The sequence below is a fragment of the Kingella kingae ATCC 23330 genome, from assembly GCF_900111845.1.
GTDB lineage: Bacteria > Pseudomonadota > Gammaproteobacteria > Burkholderiales > Neisseriaceae > Kingella > Kingella kingae.
Window position 1 is genome coordinate 70,087 of the sequence record NZ_FOJK01000004.1, and the last position, 21,914, is coordinate 92,000.

Genomic DNA, 21,914 nt, shown 5'->3' on the forward strand with positions numbered 1-21,914 from the left:
TTTTGGCACGGTGCAGGCTGCCTGAAAAGTTTTTTTTGGTAAAAATTTGTGATTTGTTTGGCGTGTTTGGCTGGATTTTTGGTATATTTGCCAGCATTTTTTAAAACATTGGGTAGAGATAATGAAACACACCATTTGGACAACTTCAATTTTAACTATGGCGATTTTATCGGCTTGCGGACAAGCACCTGCGGCAAACGGTCAAGCAAAAGCACCTGCGCCAGCCGCAACCGCTGCCAAGCAGCCTGCACAAGTGGCAAAAGACGTGCCAGCCGATGTTGCCAAAACGATTACGCAAACGCTAGAAAGCCGCTATGCCGACCGTGGTTTGAAAATTACGGCGGTAAACAGCACGCCTGTGGCAGGTTTGTATGAAATCGTGGCAGGTGGCAACCAAATTGCCTACACCGATGCGACTGGACAACACATGTTGGTGGGCGATTTGATTGCCACCGCAGACGGACGCAGCTTAACCGAAGAGCGCAAAGCCGAATTAAGCGCGATTGACTTCAACAGCTTGCCTTTGGATTTGGCGATTAAAGAAGTGCGTGGCAATGGCGAACTAAAAGTAGCGGTGTTTTCCGATGCCGATTGCCCATTCTGCAAACGCTTGGAGCGCGAGTTCACCAAAATGAACAACGTAACCATTTACAACTTTATGATGCCGTTGGAATCACTACACCCCGATGCAGCGCGTAAAACCGTGCAGATTTTGTGCCAGCCGAACCCAACCCAAGCGTGGACGGAATGGATGCGCGAAGGCAAAATGCCGCCCAAAGTGGCTGAATGCGAAACCACGATGGCAAAAACAATGGCGTTGGGCGAACAGTTTGGCTTTAACGGCACACCAACGATTGTGTACCCAAATGGCAAAACCCAGAGCGGTGCTTTGACCATGCCGCATTTGGAACAGGCGATTAAAGCCAATCAAATTTAACCTGCCTACGGCATACCCTTTTATACCCAAATCAAAGATTTGGACAAAAGGGCAAAGCAGCCTGCAATTTATAGTGGATTAAATTTAGATTAGGACAAGGCGACAACGACCGCCGTGTATATCTAGTACATAAGGGAGTTGGCAACACTGTACTAATCTAAATTTAATTCACTATATATCAACAAAAGGAACAAAAACCATGTTATACCCAGAACAAGTTAAAGAAATGATTGAACAAGTTTTGCCCTGCGAACATTTAGTCGTAGAAGGCGATGGGCACCACTTTTTCGCGCAAATCGTGTCGCCAGCGTTTGAAGGCAAAGCACGTTTGGCACGTCATCGCTTGGTTAAAGACGGCTTGGCAGCGCAATTAGCCAGCAACGAATTGCACGCGTTGTCTATTGCAGTGGCGGCGACCCCTGTGGAATGGGCAGCGAAACAAGGTAGTTAAATTGCAAAAAAACAAATCAAAAGCAGCCTGCACATTTTTGCTACAATGTGCAGGCTGCTTTTTTGCATGATTTTTTGACCTATGACCACATCATTTTTTGCCCACACCGAAGCCTATTTGTTGCAACAAACGCAATTAAATCGTTCTGCGCACACGCTTGTCGCCTATCGCCGCGATTTGCAACAACTGCACACGCTGTTGTCCGAACAAAACACGCCACCCACGCGCCAAGATTTTTCACGCGCACTCAAAACGCTGTCGCAGCAAGGTTTAAACGCCAGCAGCTTGGCGCGAAAACTCACGGTTTGGAAGCAATATGCCCTGTATTTGTGCGATATAGGCTACTGGGAACATAGCCCTATTGCCACACTTCGCGCCCCCAAATTGCCGCAACGCTTGCCACGCGCCATAGACCGCGAACCGTTGGGCGCGCTGCTCAATCAATCGCCCGAATCCGATGACACGCTTGCCATTCGCGACCACGCCATTGTGGAATTGTTTTATGGCAGCGGACTGCGTTTGTCGGAACTTCGCGCACTCAATCTGCACGACATTGAATTAACCGCAGGCTGGGTCAGCGTGCAGGGCAAGGGCAACAAGCAGCGACAAGTGCCACTCACACGCCATTGCATTGACGCGCTGCACACTTGGTTGGCAAATTGCCCAGCCCAAAATGGCGAAACGGCTTTGTTTACAGGGCGATACGGCAGCCGATTAAGCACACGCCAAATCGCCAGCCGCTTGGCATTTTGGGCGGAACAACGCGGTAGCCTGCAACACATCACGCCACACATGCTGCGCCACAGTTTTGCAGGACATTTGTTGCAAGCATCGCAAGATTTACGCGCGGTGCAAGATTTGCTCGGACACAGCAGCTTATCCAGCACGCAAATCTACACCAAACTAGACCTAGACCATTTGGCGCAAGTGTACGACCAAGCGCACCCACGCGCCCGCCGTCAAACCACATCAACAAAGGACGAAAAATGAGCCAACTTTACCCTTGGGCGCACATTATTCATTTGTATTGCGCGATTGCATTTGTCGGCGGCGTGATTTTTGAAGCGTTGATTTTAAGCAGCCTGCACAGCAAGCAAATCTCAAAAGAAGCCAGACGCGAAGCCGAACGTGTGATTTCGCGCCGAGCGGTGCGCGTGATGCCGTTTATTGTGATTGGCGTGTTTTTGTCGGGTTTGACGATGTTGCATCGTTATGCCGATTTGTTGCGCGACCCGTTTGCCAGTTCGTTTGCGCTGCAACTGACGTTAAAACTGTGTTTGGCTGGTGGCGTGTTGCTGCACTTTTTGATTGCGGTGTACAAAATCCGCACGCAAACGCTCACAGTCAAATGGAGCAAATACATTCATTCGGCGGTGTTGGTGCAGATGTTGGGAATTGTGTTGCTGGCGAAAACGATGTTTTATGTTTGATGTAACACAGTGCAGGCTGCTTTTTTCCGACATTTGAGCGAATTTGTTGTTATACTACACGCCATATCAATAATCATGTGCGGCAACCTTTCAAAGCAGCCTGCACTTTTATTTTTGAAAGTCTACTTTTATGTTAAGCCAAATCAGCGAACAACTAGAATCTTTGTCAAGTGCAGAGCGCAAAGTCGCCGAAGTTGCCTTGGCAGAACCCAAATGGTTTGTCCACGCCGCGGTTGCTGAAATTGCCGAACGTGCCAAAGTATCACAGCCCACTGTTATCCGCTTTTGTCGCAGTCTAAACTACAAAGGGCTACCTGAATTCAAACTGTCGCTCTCGGCAAGCATCAGTCATTCTGGTTTGCCTTTTGTCCACGAAGAACTCAATACCGATGACGGCATGGGCGATGTCATGGAAAAAGTGTTGGGCAACACCGCCGCTGCTTTGTTGGGCGCGCGCCGTAGTCTCAAAGAAGACGAATTGGAAAATGCCATCGCTATGCTGACTCACGCTCGCCGTATCGAATTTTATGGTTTGGGCAACTCGGGCATTGTGGCGCAAGATGCGCAGCATAAATTTTTCCGTTTTGGTATTTCTACCGTTGCCTATTCCGACACCCACATTCAACTGATGGCGGCATCGGTATTGAGTTCGCACGATGTGTTGGTGGTGATTTCCAATTCAGGCTCGTCTATTGAGGTGCTCGATGCAGTGAGCATTGCCAAAGAAAACGGCGCACAAGTCATCGCCATTACACGCAGTGACAGCCCATTGGCACAGCTTGCCGACTGCGTGTTGGCGTTGGTGGTGCAAGAGGACAGCAACCGCTACACACCCATGATATCGCGCCTGCTGCAACTGGCGATTATTGACATTTTGGCGATTGGCTTGGCATTGCGTTTGGGCGAAACCGCCAGCCTGCAACTAGAAAAAGGCAAACGCAGCGTGCGCCGTCATCGTGTTGATGACGATTTGGTGGAATAAAAAGCAGCCTGCACATTTTTTTGATTTATTTTGATTGCATAACAAGGAAATCAATATGACCAACCCCACTCAACTTCCAGCATGGAAAGCCCTAGAACAAGATTTTGCCAACACCCAAAACAGCCACATGCGCGACTTGTTTGAACAAGACCCAGAACGCGCGCAACGCTATTGGTTACAAGTGGGCGGCATTAGCGTGGACTATTCCAAAAACCGTATCAACGACCAAATTTTGGCAGATTTAATTGAGCTGGCAAAACAAGCAGGCTTGCCAGAGCGTATGAAACAAATGTTTGGTGGCGAAAAAATCAACCAAACCGAAAACCGTGCCGTGTTGCACATTGCCTTGCGCAACCGCAGCAACCGCAAAATTGAAGTAGATGGCGAAGACGTGATGCACAAAGTAAACGCGGTATTACGCAAAATGGGCGATTTTACCCACGCCGTTCGCAGCGGCGAGTGGCTGGGCTACACCAATCAAGTCATCACAGATGTGGTCAACATCGGCATTGGCGGTTCGGATTTAGGGCCGTTGATGATGTGTACCGCGCTCAAATCGTTTGGACATCCACGCCTAAAAATGCACTTCGTGTCCAACGTGGACGGCGCACAAATGCGCGATGTGTTGGAGCAAGTTCACCCAGAAACGACTTTGTTCATCATCGCGTCCAAAACCTTTACCACGCAAGAAACGCTCACCAATGCCCACACTGCGCGTGAATGGTTCTTGCAGGAAGCCAGCGAACAAGACATCGCCAAACACTTTGTTGCCTTATCTACCAACACCAAAGCCGTTGCCGAATTTGGCATCGACACCGACCATATGTTTGAATTTTGGGATTGGGTAGGCGGACGATACAGCTTATGGTCAGCGATTGGCTTGCCGATTATGTTGTATTTAGGCGAACAAAATTTCATTGAATTGCTTGAAGGCGCACACTTGATGGACGAACACTTCATCAATACGCCATTGGAGCAAAACTTGCCTGCGTTGATGGGCTTGTTGGGCGTTTGGTACATCAATTTCTATGGTGCAGGCAGCCATGTGATTGCGCCATACAACCAACACTTGCACCGCTTGCCCAAATACATTCAGCAACTGGATATGGAATCCAACGGCAAACAAGTTCAAATGAATGGCACAGCCGTTCCAACCGACACAGGCCCAATCATTTGGGGCGAAACAGGCATCAACGGACAACACGCCTTCTTCCAACTGTTGCACCAAGGCACACACGTTACCCCGATTGACTTGATTGCCAGCTTGGAAAAACGCAGCAATTTGCCAGGGCACCACGAAATTTTGTTGTCCAACGTATTTGCCCAAGCCGAAGCGTTTATGCGCGGCAAAACACCAGATGAAGCGCGCGCCGAATTGCAAGCGCAAGGTTTGCCTGCCGACAAAATTGAAGCTCTTGTGCCACACAAAACATTCAGCGGCAACCGTCCAACCAATATGATTTTGTTGGATAAATTGACACCGCGCAATATGGGCAGCTTAATCGCCATGTATGAACACAAAGTCTTTGTACAAGGCGTGATTTGGGGCATTAACAGCTTTGACCAATGGGGCGTGGAACTGGGCAAACAACTTGCCAAAACCATTTTGGCAGAACTGACTGGTGATGTTGAACCGCAACAACACGATGCATCAACCGCACGTTTGATTCGCTTGTACCGTCAAGCCAACTGCGCCGAAGACGGCACTTGTGCGCTATTTGAGAGCTAATGCTATAATGACGACACGCTACCTAAATCAATTTAGGTAGCGTGTTTTATTATTGATTGATACACACATATAATGGGTTGATTTATGTCATTTTTCAAAAAATTATTCCAAAACCCAAGCGAAAACGAAACGATGCAGGCTGCTTTTGTACCCAATGCAGAACCTGAACTTACTGTGGCAAAACATTCATACGAACTCACGCCGCACAACCCAGCTATGCAGCAAATTTTCAAAGATTCGCTGACACATTTTAGCGATTGCCAAGCCATTGCCTGTGTGGATATTTTGACTCGACAACTGGTAGCAATGGAAGCCAGTGCGACTTTGCCCGATGATGTTTTGGCGTTGGTTGCCAGTGCCACCACTGATGTATTTACCGTGCCGACTATGCTGCAAGTGGCAGAAATTTTCCGTGCTAATAGTGGTTTGCAACAAGAGCGTGCCAGCTTCAACGAAATTATTGTAACAGGCAATGGCACGGTGTATTTTTTGATTCGCTTGCCACATCATCATCACTTGGTGTGCGTGTTTTCTTGCAATGACGATGGTAATACGTTTGGTATGATGCTGCACGAAGCGCGCGCAATGATTCCGCAAATTGAAGCGACTTTGTAAATTAAATGGTCTAAATAATAAAAGTGCAGGCTGCTTTGAATTATTTTCAAAGCAGCCTGCACTTTTATTATTTAAATATTGCCAATTTTATGCTGATTCGCCGCCACCCACGCTTGCAATTCTGCCGCGCTCATCCATTCAGGATTATTGTCGCTGGCATACACAAAACCTTCCGCCACTTTCTTGCCGTCCTTAATGCGTTCGGGCGTTTCGTCCCAGCCGTTAATCGCAGGCAAAATTTTGAAATGTTCCGCATATTCATAAGTGTGGAACGAATCTTCCGCGCTAATCATTTGTTCGTGCAATTTTTCGCCAGGGCGAATGCCGATGATTTCCTGCTTGCATTCAGGCGCGATTGCCGTTGCCAAATCGCTCACTTTCATAGACGGAATTTTTTTCACATAAATTTCGCCGCCAACCATATCATCAAACGTATGCCAAACCAATTCTACGCCTTGTTCCAACGAAATCATAAAGCGCGTCATGCGGTCGTCGGTAATCGGCAACACGCCCTTATCGCGAATATTCAAGAAAAACGGAATCACCGAACCGCGCGAACCCATGACATTGCCATAACGCACCACGGCAAAACGGCTGCCATGTTCGCCCGAATACGCATTGCCTGCCACAAATAATTTATCCGAAGCCAATTTAGTCGCGCCATACAAATTCACAGGGCTACTGGCTTTATCCGTTGAAAGTGCCACGACTTTTTTCACGCCCTTGTCAATGCAAGCGTCAATTAAATTCATCGCGCCGTTAATATTCGTTTTCACGCATTCAAACGGATTGTATTCTGCGGTTGGCACGATTTTGGTTGCGGCAGCATGAACCACATAATCCACGCCGTCCAAAGCGCGATATAAGCGGTCTTTGTCGCGCACATCGCCAATGAAAAAACGCACCCGTTTATCGCCTTGAAATTTCTTTGCCATTTCCCATTGTTTCATTTCATCGCGCGAGAAGATGATGATTTTTTTGGGATTGTATTTTTCTAATGTCATGGGGACAAAAGTGTTGCCAAACGAACCTGTACCGCCCGTTACCAAAATGGTTGAATTGCTTAACATATTGAGTTCCATAAAATAAATAAAATAAAAAACAAAAGCAGCCTGCAATCTGAATAAAGTGCAGGCTGCTTTTTATATCGTTTATGCGGTTTTTGCCAATAAAGTTTGCACAACGTGTTTGAGTGCGCTTTGCCAATCCGATGGTTCGTAGCCCAAGGCGCGAATTTTGTCGCACGATAAAACGGAATAGGGCGGACGTGGCGTGTGTTCGTTTTCGGGCGCAGGTATCTCAACAACGGTGGTTTCCAATGGGCGCACCGCTTGAATCATTTTGACCACGGTTTGAGCAAATTCCAAACGATTAACCGCTTTGTCGCCGCAATAGTGGTAAATGCCACGCGGTGCGGTTTGACATTGCGCCAAGTTAATCATCAAACGCGCCAAATCGCCTGCATAAGTAGGGCAGCCGATTTTGTCGCTGGGCGTGGCAACCGAGCCAGCAAGTGCTTGTTCCATGACACGTTTAACAAAATTGTTGCGGTTGTCGCCGTGTTCTGAAAACACCCAAGACGAGCGCACAATAATGCTGGCTGGGTTGCTGGACAACGCCAATAATTCGCCTGCTAATTTGGATTTGGCGTAGGTAGAAAGAGGATTGGTGTAGTCGTTTTCGGTGTAGGGCATGCGTTTTTGACCGTCAAACACATAATCGCTAGACAAGTGAATAAAGCGAATGCCTGCACGAGCGGCGGCTTCTGCCAAAATGCGTGTACCTTCGGCATTTACCGCGAAAACGTGTTCTTTGTCGCATTCGGCAGCTTCCAAGTTGGTGTAGCCTGCGGCGTTGATGATGACATCGGGTTCAAAATTGCTCACCATATTGGCAACCGCTTTGGCATCGGTAATGTCTAGCGTGTTGGAATCGGCGGCAATCATTTCCCAATGTTCGGGTTTTTGTTGTTTGATGCAGCGTCCGACTTGTCCGTTTGCGCCTGTCAGTAAAATTCGCATGGCTAATCCTTGACTAAAAACAATAAAAAAATAAGGGCGATTATAGCAGCGTTGCAGGGGCTTTGCGTGAAAAAATCGCAACAAGCAGCCTGCACTTTGTATGCAAATTATTTTGTTTTTAAACAGCTAGTTATGTTTTATTTTGTGCATGCTGCTTGTGTTTTGTATTCGTTTTGTATATATTTGCATATAAATAAATTCAAGTGTAGGTTTTGTGTATGTCAAATACCAGTAATCGTATTCCATTAAGCGTACGAATTGACCAAGAAGATGCCGATTTCATCGCACAGTTGCAAATAGACGGCGCAAGCACGCCATCGGAAAAAATCCGCGAATTGCTCAAACAAGCGCGTTTGGCGCACGAGCAAGAACGCGATTATGCCCACGCACTCGACACGATGGAGCGATTTGTGTATGCCGCCAAACACAGCGTGTTGCACAGCGAAAAAGAATTGGGCGTACATTCGGCGATTTTGGCGCGATTGTTTGAACAGTTGCCCGATTTGGCGGCAACTTTGGTAGCGGATTTGCCCGACAATGCCGATTTGGCGGCATTGCGCGAATACGAGCAAAAAGCAATGTGGCGCATTGTGCGTTTAATGGACGCGATGTTGCAGCTTGCAGTAGTGGGTAAGGGTGCGGCGTATGATGATGAAGTGTTGGCGCAGCTGAACAATACTTTGCGTTTGGCGGACATTGTTCGTCAGGCGCGACAAATGTAAACAGGAGAAAAAATATGAGCGAATCTTTGGCACGCCGAGTGGGGCGATTGGTAAGCGGTGGTTTTCATGCGGTGTTGGACGCGGCGGAAAATTGTGCGCCCGAAGCCGTGATGCAAGAAAACGTGCGCGAATTGGAACGGGCGATTGACGAAGTGCGAACCGAGTTGGGCAAAGTGTTGGCACAAAAACATTTAACCGCAAAAAAATTGGCAGACGAAAACAATCAGCACGAAACCTTGGCAGAACAAATTGCGTTGGCGGTGCAATCGGGGCGCGATGATTTGGCGCAGGCTGGCATCGCACAGCAGCTAGACATTGAAGCGCGTGTGCCTGTGTTGGAAAACAGTTTGGCGGATTTGGGTTCGCAAGAGCGCGAATTGGACGCTTTTGTGGCGGCATTGCTGGCAAAACAGCGCGAAATGCAGGCTGCTTTGCACGATTGGCAACGCTCGCAAGCCGCCGCGACTGGGGTGGCATTGAATGGTACGAGTGCTGATAAAATTGCTCAAATTGCCCGTGCAGCCAGCAAAAGCGGCGACAGTTTTAATCGCGTGATGCAGCGACAAGGTGGCGTTCCTGTTGTCGAACAAGTCAATGCCGCCGCCTTACAAGATTTGGCAGATTTAAGTCGCAAAGCCCAAATTGAAGCACGTTTGGCAGCTTTGAAATCGGGTAAATAGGCGCGTATAGTGCAGGCTGCTTTTGTAAGCATTGTTTCATTTATCAACACAAAACGGAGTAAACAAAAATGTTCAATCAAATGCGTAACTGGGTTCGTAGCATCATGTTGGTGGCAGCGAGTGTCTTGCTATTGTCGGCGTGTGGCAGCCCCGAAAAATCCGACTTAATCGCCATTGCTAAAGTCATGGCAGACACGGGCTACACACCGCAAATGAACCAAGTTTATCAACAACGTTTGCAAGGCGTGAAAAACGAAGAAGAAGCCAAAGTCATCGTAAACGAAATGCTTGCGATTTTTGAAAAAGTGCCAGCAGGTTTGAACGCCCTATCGCTCAAAACAGACGAAGGTAAAGCCATTCGCAATGACTTGGCGCAAGGCATGCAACAAGTGTTAGAAGGCACACGCGCCGCCATGACCCTATCGCCACAAGACCAAGCAGGCGTATTGGCGGCGCAAAAGAAAATCATGGCAGGGCAACAACAACTGATGCAAGGTCAAAACAAATTCATGGTTGCCGCAGGACGCGAAGGTTTGGAAACAGATAAAAAATAACGCTTAAACATGCCTAAATGGGCAAAGCAGCCTGCACATTCATTGCCCATTTTCATACGAGTCAGAGCATGGAGTATCGCCGCCATACCCACTCTTTGTGTCGCTAATGGCAACGTGTGCAGGCAACATCATCAACCCCAAAAAGGAAAACCCAACCATGTGGACATTGATTCAGGCTTCCGAAACCCGACTGTTTGGCATTGCATTAGCCGTCATGATATTGCTGGGCGTGTTGGAATGCGTGTCGCTGATGTTGGGCGACGCGAGCGATTGGCTAGACAGCCTGTTGCCCGATAGCCTAACCGATGCCACATCGCCCGAATTAACGATAGATGTCGACACAGGCAGCACCGTTATCCGCTTTTTAAGCTGGCTCTATGTGGGCAAATTGCCTTTGTTGATGTGGTTGGTGGTGTTTTTGTTGGTGTATGGTCTAACAGGTTACGCCGTGCAGGCTGCTTGGTTTGTCCTGTTTACAGGCTGGTTGCCGATGTGGCTTGCCGCCATAGCGGCGTGGTTGGTGGCATTGCCTGTGGTGCGCGTGTTGGCACAAGGTTTACATCGTGTGTTGCCCAAAGACGAAAGCACTGCGCAGGCTTCGGCAGATTTGGTTGGACGCGTGGGCGTAGTGGTGTTGGGACGTGCCAGCAGCGAACAAGCCGCACAAGTTCGCGTTAAAGACGTATTTGGGCAGCAGCACTATGTCATGGCAAAAGCCGATGGTGCAGACGATTTGTTGCAAGGCAGCTCGGTGTTGCTGGTGTCGCAGGAAAACGGACAATTTCGCGCGATTGCCAATCCCAATCCGCATTTAAAGAGTAATGTATGAGCGGCAAGAAAATAGTGCAGGCTGCTTGTTTAGCTTGATTATGTAACTTGGGGCGCGACCCAATTTAATATGATATTTAAATGATTTTTGTAACCCAAACATAAAGGAAAAAAGACAATGGGCTTGATTGAAATTATGGTGGTGGCTGGCATTATTTTGGTGGCTTTGGTGGTGTTGGGCTTGATTCTGACGCGCTTGTATCGCCGAGCCAGCAAGGAAGTGTCGTTTGTGCGAACAGGTTGGCGCGGCGAAAAAGTCATCATGAATGGCGGTGCGCTGGTGTTGCCTGTGTTGCACGAAGTGATTCCTGTGAACATGAACACGCTGCGTTTGGAAGTGCGCCGCGAAGCCAATCAAGCCTTGATTACGCGCGACCGTATGCGTGTTGATGTCACCGCAGAATTTTATGTGCGCGTGAAGCCGACATCGGAAAGCATTGCCACTGCCGCACAAACATTGGGCATGAAAACCATGTCGCCCGACCAATTAAAAGAATTGGTAGAAGGCAAATTTGTGGACAGTTTACGCGCCGTTGCTGCCGAAATGGCAATGGAAGAACTGCACGAAAAACGTGTGGATTTTGTACAAAAAGTGCAGCAAGTTGTGTCGGAAGATTTGTATAAAAACGGTTTGGAATTGGAAACCGTGTCTTTGACTGGCTTGGACCAAACGTCTTTTGAGTTTTTCAATCCACAAAATGCGTTTGACGCAGAAGGTTTGACCAAATTGACCGAAACGATTGAAGTGCGTCGCAAAAAGCGTAACGACATCGAACAAGATACCGATTTGGCGATTCGCAGCAAAAATTTGGAAGCCGAGCGTAGTCGTTTGCAGATTTTGCGCGAAGAAGAATACGCAAAATTGGAGCAAGAACGCGAAATTGCTTTGCGCCGTGCCGAACAAGAAGCCAGTATTGCCGAGCAAGAAGCAGCTAAAAAACGCGAAGCCGAAGAAGCCAAAATTGCAGCAGAGCGTGAAGTCGATTTGAAACGCATTGCCGCAGAGCGCGATATTAAAAACGAAGACATTCGCAAAGCCCAAGCGGTTGAGCAAGCCGAAGTGGAACGCCGCAAAGCGATTGAGTTGGCAGAACAAGACCGTGCGATTGCCGTAGCCGAAAAATCACGCGCCGAAAGTGAAGCCAAAGCCGAAGCCGACAAGGCGCGTGCCGCAGCGGTGCGCGAAGAAGAAAGTGTGGTAACGGTGCGCGAAACCGAACGCGCAGAACGCGCCAAAGCGGTGGAATTGATTGCAGCACAAGAAGCAGCGCAAAAAGAAGCGATTGCCTTGACAGTAGCAGCCGAAGCCGAAAAACAAGCCGCGATTGATCGCGCCGAAGCCTTACGCATTGCCGCCGAAGCCGAAGCCGCGCAAAGCCGCCTACGCGCACAAGGTGAAGCCGATGCCAAAGTGCTGTTGGCACAAGCGCAAGAGCAGCAATACAAGGTTGATGCTGAAGGTGCGCGTGCGGTAAACGAAGCGGCAAATGTGTTGAGCGTGGAGCAAATTGAAATGCAAATCCGCTTGGCATTGTTGCGCCACTTGCCTGATATTATTCGCGAAAGCGTGCGCCCAATGGAGCAAATTGACGGCATTAAGATTTTGCATGTTGATGGCTTGGGCGGTGTTGGACAAAACAGCGCAAGCAGCCTGCACCCAGACGCAGCCGCCTCGCAAGGCAATTTGGCAGACCAAATGGTAAACAGCGCATTGCGTTATCGCAGCCAAGCCCCGTTGGTGGACAATTTGCTCAAAGAAATCGGCTTGAATGGCTCGGATATCAACGGTTTGACGCAAAATTTGACCAGCCAAGTGGTTGAGCAGCGCGGCGAGTAATCTTTGTGATTAAAAAAGCAGCCTGCACTTCGTAAACAAAAAGTGCAGGCTGCTTTTGATTGTATTGATGTAGTCTTATGTAATTTATAACAAAATAATCGCTTCAAACAAATAAATAAGCGATTTAAATCCCCTAAATTACTTTAAAAACTGTTATAATCCTACAAAAATACACCCCCCATTTGATTGAAGGAAACAACATGACAGCTTTAAAACGCGATTTAACCCGTATTCGCCACAACACCAAAATCGTGGCAACCTTGGGCCCAGGCAGCAACAATGTAGATTTATTGCGCGACATGATTACCATTGGTGCATTGAATGTGGTGCGCTTCAATTTTAGCCATGGCACCCCCGAATTTCACGAAGGCAACGCGCAAATCGTGCGCGAAGCCGCGCGTCAAGCAGGGCGAGAAATCGCCATTATGGCAGATTTGCAAGGCCCAAAAATCCGCGTATCCAAATTGGTGGGCGGTTTTATTGAAGTGCAAGCTGGCGAAAAATTGCTGTTTGATGCCGCTTTGGAAGGCGAAGGCAGCCGCGAGCGCGTGGGTTTGGACTACCGCGAATTGCCCAACGATGTGAAAGCAGGCGATGTGTTGCTGCTGGACGATGGCTTGCTAACCGTTACCGTAGAAAAAGTAGTCGGCAGCGAAATCCATACCATTTGCAACAACAACCATGTGTTAAAAAACAATAAAGGCATCAACAAACAAGGTGGTGGCTTGTCGGCTGGCGCGTTTACTGAAAAAGATTTCCGCGATTTAAAAACCGCCGTTAAGATTGGTTGCGATTACTTGGCAGTGAGCTTTGTTAAAAACGCCGAAGATATGAAAATTGCGCGTGATGCCGTTGCCGAAGAGTGCGCGAAATTGGGTCAAACCATTCAACCTGGTTTGGTGGCAAAAATTGAGCGCATTGAAGCGATTGAAAACTTGGACGCAATTATTGAAGCGTCTGACGGCATTATGGTAGCGCGTGGCGATTTGGCGGTAGAAGTGGGCAATGCAGCCGTGCCAGCTTTGCAAAAACGCATGATTCGCCGTGCGCGTGAATTGCGCCGTTTCAGCATCACCGCAACGCAAATGATGGAAAGCATGATTACCAACCCTGTGCCAACTCGTGCCGAAGTGAGCGATGTGGCAAACGCGGTGTTGGACGGCACAGATGCGGTGATGTGTTCTGCTGAAACCGCAGTGGGCGAATACCCATTTGAAACCGTGCGCCAAATGGCATTGATTTGCGCTGCTGCCGAACGCGAGCAAGATTCACTGGTGGGCGTTGCCGACCACATGGAAGAAACCTATCGCGTTGACCATGCGATTGCCAGCGGTGCGGTGCATATGGCACGTCATACCAATGCCAAAGCGATTGTGGCTTTGACCGAAAGCGGCACAACGGCATTCCAAATCAGTCGTTATGGCATTCAAATTCCAATTTACGCGCTAACCCCTAGTACCCAAGCGCAACGCCGTATGGCAATGTATCGCGGTGTTCGTCCGTTGCAACTGGCAACCAGTACCGACCGCGATACCGCATTGCTTGAAGTGGAAGCCTTGCTCAAAGAGCGCGAAGTGTTCAAAGCAGGCGACCAATACATCATTACCAGCGGTTCGCATATGCGCGAAAGCGGCAGCACCAATACGCTGCAAGTGATGACGGTGGCGTAATCTCCCATTTTGGTAAACCCCAGATTTGAGTTATTTTCCTAGTTTGCAGATAATGCATGGAAATAAACTCCAAATCTGGGGTTTTTTCTATGGAATTGAAATCATCATGAATAATCACACCATTATCCTGTTGCTTGCCGCCACATTTTGCACTGCCATTGCCGCTTTATTGTGCGCCTGATTATTCAAGCAGCCTGCAACATCGCACAACCGCAGTCATCAGCTAGACGGCTTGCGTGGCGGTGTGGATTATTTCTTCGCACGCAAGCATACCGCCAGCCTTGGCAAAGTGGGATAGCGCAAAAATTGCCGATTGGTTGATTTTGGGTAATAGTCCATTGCGTTATTATTGGCCGTTTATTTTGGTGTTGCCAGCGGTGCTGTTTGTCAAACCAATTCAATGGCTTATGTAAACGTGGGAGCAGTGACTTTTGCTGGTGATTTGGTTTGGCTTTGTCGCGCACGGTTACAGTTTTGCTAATCTATTGAATTATCGCGGATTAACCAAGCTGGGCGATTTGAGTTACGCGATTTATTTGCTGCATGGCATGGTCATTTTTATGTGGTTTGGCGTATTTGGGTAATCGCTATATTGAAATGCCGTTTGCACGAAAGAGAAAATAGAGTGCAGGCTGCTTTTGGAGTACAATCCGCTTTTTTAACCAATCCTGTCGCGCAAGCCACAGAAGAATTTTTCGGGCAGACTTTGAACACGCGATATTTCTCCCTCTCCTGTGGGAGAGGGTTGGGGATTGCTGTCAATAGGAAATTTCTATCGTGCATTCAAAAGCAGCCTGCAAAATTACGGAGCATTTAAAATGAGTAAAAATCAACCCCAATCTAAACGCGAATTTCGCGATGGCGTGAGCAGCAAAAAGCCTGCTCGCAAACCGCAAAAACCTGTTTCAAGCAGCCTGCAACGTCCATATCGTGCCGAAAACGAATCTGCCGAAAACGCGAAACCACGCGCCAAACGCGGTGCAGCTCGCCACGAAAAATCTTATATTTCCGAACCCAAAGAATACGCCACCATGCCCAAACAACGCGCCAGCAAAGCGCGTAAACTGGTGGTGCGTGCGCCCAATCAAAAAATGCAAGAGCGGGTGCAAGAGTTGCGCGAAAAACGCACCGATTTGTCGCGCATTGAGCCTGAACGCTTGCAAAAAGTGTTGGCGGCTTCGGGCGTGGGTTCGCGCCGTGAAATGGAAGAGTGGATTAACAATGGCTGGGTGCAAGTCAATGGGCGCGTGGCGACATTGGGCGAAAAAGTGTCGCCCGATGACCAAGTTACCGTCAAAGGCAGCGCGATTAAATTGAAATGGGCTGACCGCTTGCCGCGTATCATCTTGTATTATAAGCAAGAAGGCGAAATTGTATCGCGCGATGACCCACAAGGGCGCGTGAGTATTTTTGACCGTTTGCCACAGGCGGCAAGTTCGCGTTGGGTGGCGATTGGGCGGCTGGATATTAACACAAGTGGTTTGTTGATTTTGACGACTTCGGGCGAATTGGTGCAACGTTTTGCCCACCCAAGTTTTGAAGTAGAGCGTGAATACGCGGTGCGTGTGTTGGGCGAATTGTCGCCAGAACAAATGAACGATTTATGCGAAGGCGTGATGTTGGAAGACGGCTTGGCAAAAGTGGAACGCATCTACGAACAGGGTGGTGAAGGCGTAAACAAGTGGTACAACGTCATCATCAAAGAAGGTCGCAACCGCGAAGTGCGCCGTTTGTTTGAAAGTCAAGGTGTTACTGTAAGCCGTTTGGTGCGCGTGGGATTTGGCCCGATTGGTTTGCCAAATCGTTTGAAGCGCGGTCAGTTTTACGAATTGAATCCTGCGGAAGTGGCGAATATTTTGAAATGGGCGGATATGTTGCTGCCTGGCGAGCGTCGTCGCCGTAAATAATACAAAAAAGCAGCCTGCACTTTTTCAATATTATCAGGAATAATTCGATGAAATTCCGAAACAAAGATATTGTTCTCTGGTTGATTTTTACCATAGCCATCAATTTTTTTCCCAATACTGAATACAATCCAACAGGTACGGGGCAATATTGGTATGTTGATGACCCATTGCATACTTATGCACGAACGATATTGCCTTGTATTATGTTGATTTTATTGATTTATAATAGATGGAAAGAGAAATAAATTTTCAGTAAGTGCAGGCTGTTTTTGTTACTTTAATCTAGCGAACAATATCATGCAAAAAATCACACTGGTTGCCGCATTGGCACAAAATCGCGTTATTGGCGCAAACAACGACATTCCATGGCACATTCCCGAAGATTTTGCGTTTTTCAAGCAATACACATCGGGCAAACCCGTCATCATGGGGCGCAAAACGTGGGACAGTTTACCGCGTAAACCTCTGCCCAATCGGCGCAACATCGTCATCACGCGCCAAGCAAATTGGCAGGCAACAGGCGCAGAAGTGCAGGGCGATGTGCAGGCTGCTTTGCAATCTTGCGCCGATGCACCCGAAATCATCATCATGGGCGGCGCACAAATTTATGCCCAAGCCCTGCCGTTTGCCACCGATTTGCGCCTGACCGAAATCGCCTTGTTGCCGCAGGGCGACACGCATTTTCCCGAATTTGCGCCACAAGAATGGTGTGAGCAATCGCGCGAATCTTGCGTATCGCAAAATGGTATCGCGTTTGATTTGGTACATTATCAACGAGTTACGGGAAATCAATAATGGTTATGCAAACATGGTTTTACTGGGCGTTGGCATCGGCAATTTTTGCTGCCATGACCGCGATTTTCGCTAAAATGGGCTTGCAAGGTATTGACTCCGATTTCGCGACTTTTATCCGCACCTTGGTGATTATCGCCGCGTTGTCCTTGTTTTTGAGCTACACGGGCAAATGGCAATCGCCCAGCAGCTTGTCGGCAAAAAATTGGCTGTTTCTGATTTTGTCGGGCTTGGCAACGGGCGCATCTTGGTTGGCGTATTTCAAAGCCCTGCAACTAGGCAACGCATCGCAAGTCGCGCCTGTGGACAAATTCAGTTTGGTGCTGGTCGCGATTTTTGCCGTATGGTTTTTGGGCGAAAAACCCAGCGCACAAGAATGGTTGGGCATCGGATTGGTCGCAGCTGGCGTGTTGGTATTGGCGTTTAAGCGATAAATCAAAAAGATAAAGTGCAGGCTGCTTTTTCGTTTTTTTTGCCGATAAAAGCAGCCTGCACTATTTCATCATCACCAACTGCACCAACAATCGCTTTTCGTCTGCCGATAAATTCTCTTTTTGGCGCAAGCGATTGATTTGCGCGGTTTTCAAATCCAAAGTCAAACGAGTCATACCGTCTTGAAATTCTTGGCATTTTGCTGGGCTGTTGTCGCTGATTTCCTGTTCGTCTTGCATGGTGTGGCGGCAAATAAACGTCAGGATTTCATCGTGCGCCGAATCGCGGAAATACTCCAAAGCGCGAGACATGGTCGCATTAGGGTGCTCGCGATAGAATTTCGCCAACGCCACCAAACACGCATATTCGCTATCCAGCGCAAAATAATCGGGAAACGCCACATATTGCGCCCATTTTTCGTTGAGCAATAAAGTACGAATTTGCTTTTGTATCAAAGAAATAGCCGCTGTTGGACGAGAACTTTCGCGCGGTAATTTATACGATTTCGCTTCCACATGACGGCGCGGCGCGGCCTGCCCCATTAAATACGCCAAATTGCTCGGGTCAATGCCTGTTTTCGCCGACAATTCCTGTTTCAGCAAATACGCCAGCGCAGAGGCTTGGGTAATCTGATTCAACAAAGGCGTAGCGTGGTTGACCAATTCCGCCTTGCCCTCCTGCGTGTGCATATCCAAATTTGCCGTTAGCGCGTCCCAAAAATACGCCGAAAGCGGCTTACTCTCGTGCAACAACGCTTCTTCAAATCGCGCCTTGCCAAATTCACGCACAAAGCTGTCGGGGTCGTGTTCTTCGGGTAAAAACAGAAAATTCAACGACTTATCATCTTTTAATTGCGGCAACGCATTTTCCAACGCTCGCCACGCCGCCTTACGCCCAGCTGCGTCGCCGTCAAAGCAAAAGTAAACGCTATCTGTTTGACGGAACAGCATTTTAATGTGGTCGGCAGTCGTTGCCGTTCCCAACGCCGCCACCGCGTAGCCCACGCCAAATTGTGCCAACGCCACCACGTCCATATAGCCTTCCACGACTAAAATACGCCCAACATCTTTAATCGCCTGACGTGCTTCGTACAAACCGTATAAATTTTTCCCCTTATCAAACAATGGTGTATCAGGTGAATTGAGATATTTCGGCTTGCTGTCGTCCAACACGCGCCCACCAAAACCAATCACTTGACCGCTCACATTGCGAATCGGAAACATCAAACGATGACGGAAACGGTCGTAATGCTTGCCTTCGTTGTCCAACACCATGCCGCTATCCACCAACGGCGCGGATGGATACGGCTGAAAAATCTGCGCGAGCGGCTGCCAACCGTCAGGTGCATAACCAATGCCGTAGTGTTCCGCGATTTCACGCGACAAACCGCGTTTTTTCACATAATCAATGGCTTGTTGATTTTGCGGTAATTGTTGGCGATAAAATTCACAGGCTGCCTGAACGATGTTTTCCAGCGTTTGTTGTTGCTGTTTTCGGGCGGCGCGTTGGGCGGTGCTTTCGGACGTTTCGCTGCGAACATTTGGCACGGTCATGCCCACGCGGTCGGCGAGCATTTGCACCGCTTCCACAAACGAAAGCCCTTGATGTTCCATAACAAAACCAATCGCTGAACCATGCGCCCCACAGCCAAAACAATGGTAAAATTGTTTGGTTGGGCTGACTGAAAAGCTGGGCGATTTTTCTTTGTGAAACGGACAACACGCCATGTAATTCGCGCCGCCTTTTTTGAGCGGTACATATTGGTCAATAATATCAACAATATCGGTGCGAGCAAGCAAGTCGTCTATAAATTCGTGCGGTATCATGGTTGGGTGTAAATAATCAAAAGAGCCGTATTATACAAAAAAGCAGCCTGCACCTTTTGTCCAAATCTTGTTTAACAAAAAGTGCAGGCTGCTTTTTTAGGTTTATGCTGATTTAGCGAGCAGTTTGATTAGGCATCACACCCGTTAGCAAATATTCCATTGTTTCGCGCACCGATTTGATTGCCGAACCAAATGGCAATGGGTCTTTGCCACGGAAAAACAAGCCTTTATCCACTTCGCCGCGGAACGCTTCTGCCAATTTGATGTCAATGCAAAATTGTCCGATTTTCTCCAAGCCATCGCGCAAACCGCAAGTGGTTAAGCAGTTGATGCCTTGCGTACAACGGCGTGGGTCGGCTTTGGCGTTGGCTTGCAATTTGTCCAAACGCTTGGTGTAGCTGCTCAAAAAGCGTGTGTTTACGCCGCGTGCAGGCAAGCCCGCCACCGACATGAATTCCACAATTTGCTCGCGTTCTGCGCCAGCCAGCGTGTTTTTGAAATTGATGTGCGCGTCGCCTTCTTGCGTTACTGCAAACGCTGTGCCGATTTGTACCGCACTCGCGCCCCATTCTTTGAGTGCGGTGCTGATTTTGTCAAAATTCGCCATGCCGCCAGCCAAAATCAACGGGATTTTTTCGCTTTCCAAGCCCAATGTTTTGAAGATTTCCATCGTTTCTGTGATAACGCGCTTGAACTCAAATTTTTCATCGTTTACGCCGTCCACCGTCATCGCGCCCAAATGTCCAGCCGCGTGAGCAGGGTGTTCAATCACAATCGCATCGGGCAACACACCTTTTTTCATCCATCTTTTCAACACGATACCGATGCCACGCGATTCCGACAAAATCGGCAACAACGCCACATCTTTTTTGTAACCGCCCACCAATTCGGGCAAATCCAGCGGTAAACCTGCACCCATGACAATCGCGTCCGCGCCCGATTCACACGCTTGACGCACCAAAGCCGCGTGGTCTTTAACCGCTTTCATCACGTTCACCGCAATCAAACCTTTGCCGTTGCTTTGTGCTTTGGCGGATTGAATTTCGCGGTCAAGCGCAATGTGATTGAGTTGGCAATATTTTTCTTCGGTCGGGTTGATTTTGGATTCTGCCAATAAATCTTCGTGCAAATGGCGCAAATCCACGCTGGCGATTGTGCCGATGCCGTTTTCACGCGCCACCGCGCTGGATAAACTGGAAGCCGAAATGCCCACGCCCATGCCGCCTTGCACAATGGGAGTCAGTTCTTTGCTGCGAATGGTTAAGGGGTTGAATGTGTGCTGCATGGATTGTCTCCTTGGTGTGTGGATTCGTTATTAAAGAGTTTAGGCATTATACTCTAAAATAGTCAGATTGCTCTATTTTTTTGTAATGATTGACCTTTTATTCGTAAATTTTTATAATATGCGACTTTCCTTGCACTTGGGTCGGTAGCTCAGGGGTTAGAGCAGGGGACTCATAATCCCTTGGTCGTGGGTTCGAAACCCACCCGACCCACCAAACAAAAAACCGCATGAAATCTAGCTTTTCATGCGGTTGCTTTGTTTTTAAAACAGCGTGATTCGTTCTACATTTTTTCGTCTGTTCTACATTTCGCTCAAAAAACGCCTCAAAAAACGCCCCAAAAACACCCAAAAATCACGTCAATAAATCGCCCCAATCCAGCTTGGTCGGCTGCACCAATTTCCCCTTGCGATGACGCACATACTGCACCGTCATACTACTATTTTTATGTCCCAACAAATCACGCGCCGCATTTAGTCCCAGTTCCTCATCCTTGTCCGTACCAGCCTTGGCGCGTAAGTCCCGAAATTGAAAATCCGCCTTATCCACCCCAGCCAATCGCCGCGCCTTGTCCATGCCATAGCGCAACTGGTTATACGAAATCGGCCGCTCATCTTTGCAAAACAAAAAATCATGTTTTGCATTGCCACGCTCGGATAAAATCTGCTCCACCACATCAGCAAACACACCCACCAACGCCACACGCAATCGCTTACCTGTTTTATTCTGCTGAATCCACAACGCGCCATCGCGAAAATCCGACACACGCAATTTCAACGTATCGCCCACACGCTGGCTGCACAAATAAGCCACCAACATCAACTGTTGAATATGCCTATCTGCACGATTGAACACACGCCAAAACATATCGTCCGACACATACACATCGCGCCCTTTTTCCACATTTTTCTTGACACCGCGCACAGGATTTTCATTATCCGTATAACCCCATTCACGCGCCTTATTAAAAATATGGCTAAACAACGCCACTTCGCGATTTGCCCGAGTTTTCGCCGCTTTACTGCGCCAATCCAAATACTCCCGAATGTGAACAGGGCGAATCGCATTGATAGGCACAGGCGGTTTATCAGGCTTATTTGGTGGCGAAGATGCCAGCGAAATCGTCAATTTCCTTTTGCCAGACTCCGTGCCGCTCAAAATCAACGAATTCACAGGTGCAGCCATTGCCGCCGCCTTTACCGTTGTTGCCATTCAATA

The 21,914-nt window shown here is 48.4% G+C and carries 23 protein-coding genes and 1 tRNA gene; 19 read left to right on the plus strand and 5 right to left on the minus strand.

Annotation, left to right across the window (positions count from 1 at the left end; genetic code table 11):
- The first annotated feature begins 121 nt into the window (after positions 1-121).
- The 7 genes from BQ5809_RS01335 (at position 122) to BQ5809_RS01365 (ending at position 6,144) form a co-directional block, all read left to right on the plus strand.
- Positions 122-937, plus strand: coding sequence for a DsbC family protein (locus BQ5809_RS01335; RefSeq protein WP_003785588.1), 816 nt, complete (start codon positions 122-124; stop codon positions 935-937).
- A 199-nt stretch (positions 938-1,136) separates the two neighbouring features.
- Complete coding sequence (locus BQ5809_RS01340; RefSeq protein WP_003785591.1) at positions 1,137-1,388, plus strand: BolA family protein; 252 nt, start codon at positions 1,137-1,139, stop codon at positions 1,386-1,388.
- Between the two features lie 81 nt (positions 1,389-1,469).
- Positions 1,470-2,378 carry a tyrosine-type recombinase/integrase gene (locus tag BQ5809_RS01345; protein WP_003785593.1) on the plus strand — a complete coding sequence of 303 codons (909 nt, stop codon included), beginning with the start codon at positions 1,470-1,472 and terminating at the stop codon, positions 2,376-2,378.
- Positions 2,375-2,818 carry a CopD family copper resistance protein gene (locus BQ5809_RS01350; RefSeq protein ID WP_003785594.1) on the plus strand — a complete coding sequence of 148 codons (444 nt, stop codon included), beginning with the start codon at positions 2,375-2,377 and terminating at the stop codon, positions 2,816-2,818. The genes BQ5809_RS01345 and BQ5809_RS01350 overlap by 4 nt, the downstream gene beginning before the upstream one ends.
- A 130-nt stretch (positions 2,819-2,948) precedes the next feature.
- A complete protein-coding gene (locus tag BQ5809_RS01355; protein WP_003785596.1) occupies positions 2,949-3,800 on the plus strand; it encodes an SIS domain-containing protein in 852 nt (283 codons plus the stop codon).
- Positions 3,801-3,855: 55 nt separating this feature from the next.
- Positions 3,856-5,529: a glucose-6-phosphate isomerase gene (gene pgi, locus BQ5809_RS01360; protein WP_003785598.1), complete on the plus strand. Its 1,674-nt coding sequence runs from the start codon at positions 3,856-3,858 to the stop codon at positions 5,527-5,529.
- Between the two features lie 84 nt (positions 5,530-5,613).
- The gene (locus BQ5809_RS01365; protein WP_003785600.1) at positions 5,614-6,144 is read left to right on the plus strand and encodes a hypothetical protein; all 531 of its coding nucleotides are present in this window, start codon (positions 5,614-5,616) and stop codon (positions 6,142-6,144) included.
- 71 nt (positions 6,145-6,215) lie between these two features.
- On the opposite strand, the gene pseB is transcribed toward BQ5809_RS01365, so the two are convergent.
- Positions 6,216-7,214: a UDP-N-acetylglucosamine 4,6-dehydratase (inverting) gene (gene pseB / locus BQ5809_RS01370; protein WP_032827601.1), complete on the minus strand. Its 999-nt coding sequence runs from the start codon at positions 7,212-7,214 to the stop codon at positions 6,216-6,218.
- 81 nt (positions 7,215-7,295) lie between these two features.
- The gene (gene rfbD / locus BQ5809_RS01375; RefSeq protein ID WP_003785602.1) at positions 7,296-8,165 is read right to left on the minus strand and encodes a dTDP-4-dehydrorhamnose reductase; all 870 of its coding nucleotides are present in this window, start codon (positions 8,163-8,165) and stop codon (positions 7,296-7,298) included.
- Positions 8,166-8,383: 218 nt separating this feature from the next.
- Here rfbD and BQ5809_RS01380 point away from each other — a divergent pair, with 218 nt between their 5' ends.
- From BQ5809_RS01380 to BQ5809_RS01435, 11 genes are all read left to right on the plus strand, one after another.
- On the plus strand, positions 8,384-8,887 hold the full coding sequence (locus BQ5809_RS01380; RefSeq protein ID WP_003785603.1) for a hypothetical protein: 504 nt from the start codon (positions 8,384-8,386) through the stop codon (positions 8,885-8,887).
- Positions 8,888-8,901: 14 nt separating this feature from the next.
- Complete coding sequence (locus BQ5809_RS01385; RefSeq protein WP_003785604.1) at positions 8,902-9,567, plus strand: PspA/IM30 family protein; 666 nt, start codon at positions 8,902-8,904, stop codon at positions 9,565-9,567.
- A 68-nt stretch (positions 9,568-9,635) separates the two neighbouring features.
- Positions 9,636-10,121, plus strand: coding sequence for a hypothetical protein (locus tag BQ5809_RS01390; protein WP_003785606.1), 486 nt, complete (start codon positions 9,636-9,638; stop codon positions 10,119-10,121).
- 157 nt (positions 10,122-10,278) lie between these two features.
- Positions 10,279-10,950 carry an OB-fold-containig protein gene (locus BQ5809_RS01395; RefSeq protein WP_032827665.1) on the plus strand — a complete coding sequence of 224 codons (672 nt, stop codon included), beginning with the start codon at positions 10,279-10,281 and terminating at the stop codon, positions 10,948-10,950.
- Between the two features lie 117 nt (positions 10,951-11,067).
- Entirely contained in the window at positions 11,068-12,786 is a 1,719-nt protein-coding gene (locus BQ5809_RS01400) for a flotillin family protein (protein WP_003785613.1), read from the plus strand.
- A gap of 200 nt (positions 12,787-12,986) precedes the next feature.
- Complete coding sequence (pyk, locus tag BQ5809_RS01405; RefSeq protein ID WP_003785614.1) at positions 12,987-14,456, plus strand: pyruvate kinase; 1,470 nt, start codon at positions 12,987-12,989, stop codon at positions 14,454-14,456.
- A 242-nt stretch (positions 14,457-14,698) separates the two neighbouring features.
- Positions 14,699-14,869: a cobalamin biosynthesis protein CobD gene (locus BQ5809_RS01410; RefSeq protein ID WP_230472154.1), complete on the plus strand. Its 171-nt coding sequence runs from the start codon at positions 14,699-14,701 to the stop codon at positions 14,867-14,869.
- Positions 14,870-14,893: 24 nt separating this feature from the next.
- Positions 14,894-15,040: an acyltransferase gene (locus BQ5809_RS01415; RefSeq protein ID WP_230471711.1), complete on the plus strand. Its 147-nt coding sequence runs from the start codon at positions 14,894-14,896 to the stop codon at positions 15,038-15,040.
- A 234-nt stretch (positions 15,041-15,274) separates the two neighbouring features.
- Complete coding sequence (locus BQ5809_RS01420; protein ID WP_032827602.1) at positions 15,275-16,363, plus strand: pseudouridine synthase; 1,089 nt, start codon at positions 15,275-15,277, stop codon at positions 16,361-16,363.
- Between the two features lie 297 nt (positions 16,364-16,660).
- Entirely contained in the window at positions 16,661-17,158 is a 498-nt protein-coding gene (locus BQ5809_RS01430) for a dihydrofolate reductase (protein ID WP_003785622.1), read from the plus strand.
- Entirely contained in the window at positions 17,158-17,589 is a 432-nt protein-coding gene (locus BQ5809_RS01435; RefSeq protein ID WP_003785623.1) for an EamA family transporter, read from the plus strand. Before BQ5809_RS01430 ends, BQ5809_RS01435 begins: the two co-directional genes overlap by 1 nt.
- Positions 17,590-17,649: 60 nt before the next feature.
- Here BQ5809_RS01435 and dnaG read toward each other — a convergent pair whose 3' ends face one another.
- A complete protein-coding gene (dnaG, locus tag BQ5809_RS01440) occupies positions 17,650-19,413 on the minus strand; it encodes a DNA primase (RefSeq protein WP_003785625.1) in 1,764 nt (587 codons plus the stop codon).
- Between the two features lie 112 nt (positions 19,414-19,525).
- Positions 19,526-20,698 carry an NAD(P)H-dependent flavin oxidoreductase gene (locus BQ5809_RS01445; protein ID WP_003785629.1) on the minus strand — a complete coding sequence of 391 codons (1,173 nt, stop codon included), beginning with the start codon at positions 20,696-20,698 and terminating at the stop codon, positions 19,526-19,528.
- Positions 20,699-20,836: 138 nt separating this feature from the next.
- Here BQ5809_RS01445 and BQ5809_RS01450 point away from each other — a divergent pair.
- Positions 20,837-20,912, plus strand: a tRNA-Ile gene (locus BQ5809_RS01450).
- Between the two features lie 138 nt (positions 20,913-21,050).
- Here BQ5809_RS01450 and BQ5809_RS01455 read toward each other — a convergent pair.
- Complete coding sequence (locus BQ5809_RS01455) at positions 21,051-21,908, minus strand: tyrosine-type recombinase/integrase (RefSeq protein WP_003785631.1); 858 nt, start codon at positions 21,906-21,908, stop codon at positions 21,051-21,053.
- Between the last annotated feature and the right edge of the window lie 6 nt (positions 21,909-21,914).

Coding starts and splice junctions, on each gene's coding strand:
- BQ5809_RS01335 (WP_003785588.1), top strand. CDS start 122: ATGAAACACACCATTTGGACAACTTCAATTTTAACTATGGCGATTTTA.
- BQ5809_RS01340 (WP_003785591.1), top strand. CDS start 1,137: ATGTTATACCCAGAACAAGTTAAAGAAATGATTGAACAAGTTTTGCCC.
- BQ5809_RS01345 (WP_003785593.1), top strand. CDS start 1,470: ATGACCACATCATTTTTTGCCCACACCGAAGCCTATTTGTTGCAACAA.
- BQ5809_RS01350 (WP_003785594.1), top strand. CDS start 2,375: ATGAGCCAACTTTACCCTTGGGCGCACATTATTCATTTGTATTGCGCG.
- BQ5809_RS01355 (WP_003785596.1), top strand. CDS start 2,949: ATGTTAAGCCAAATCAGCGAACAACTAGAATCTTTGTCAAGTGCAGAG.
- pgi (WP_003785598.1), top strand. CDS start 3,856: ATGACCAACCCCACTCAACTTCCAGCATGGAAAGCCCTAGAACAAGAT.
- BQ5809_RS01365 (WP_003785600.1), top strand. CDS start 5,614: ATGTCATTTTTCAAAAAATTATTCCAAAACCCAAGCGAAAACGAAACG.
- pseB (WP_032827601.1), bottom strand. CDS start 7,214: ATGTTAAGCAATTCAACCATTTTGGTAACGGGCGGTACAGGTTCGTTT.
- rfbD (WP_003785602.1), bottom strand. CDS start 8,165: ATGCGAATTTTACTGACAGGCGCAAACGGACAAGTCGGACGCTGCATC.
- BQ5809_RS01380 (WP_003785603.1), top strand. CDS start 8,384: ATGTCAAATACCAGTAATCGTATTCCATTAAGCGTACGAATTGACCAA.
- BQ5809_RS01385 (WP_003785604.1), top strand. CDS start 8,902: ATGAGCGAATCTTTGGCACGCCGAGTGGGGCGATTGGTAAGCGGTGGT.
- BQ5809_RS01390 (WP_003785606.1), top strand. CDS start 9,636: ATGTTCAATCAAATGCGTAACTGGGTTCGTAGCATCATGTTGGTGGCA.
- BQ5809_RS01395 (WP_032827665.1), top strand. CDS start 10,279: ATGTGGACATTGATTCAGGCTTCCGAAACCCGACTGTTTGGCATTGCA.
- BQ5809_RS01400 (WP_003785613.1), top strand. CDS start 11,068: ATGGGCTTGATTGAAATTATGGTGGTGGCTGGCATTATTTTGGTGGCT.
- pyk (WP_003785614.1), top strand. CDS start 12,987: ATGACAGCTTTAAAACGCGATTTAACCCGTATTCGCCACAACACCAAA.
- BQ5809_RS01420 (WP_032827602.1), top strand. CDS start 15,275: ATGAGTAAAAATCAACCCCAATCTAAACGCGAATTTCGCGATGGCGTG.
- BQ5809_RS01430 (WP_003785622.1), top strand. CDS start 16,661: ATGCAAAAAATCACACTGGTTGCCGCATTGGCACAAAATCGCGTTATT.
- BQ5809_RS01435 (WP_003785623.1), top strand. CDS start 17,158: ATGGTTATGCAAACATGGTTTTACTGGGCGTTGGCATCGGCAATTTTT.
- dnaG (WP_003785625.1), bottom strand. CDS start 19,413: ATGATACCGCACGAATTTATAGACGACTTGCTTGCTCGCACCGATATT.
- BQ5809_RS01445 (WP_003785629.1), bottom strand. CDS start 20,698: ATGCAGCACACATTCAACCCCTTAACCATTCGCAGCAAAGAACTGACT.
- BQ5809_RS01455 (WP_003785631.1), bottom strand. CDS start 21,908: ATGGCAACAACGGTAAAGGCGGCGGCAATGGCTGCACCTGTGAATTCG.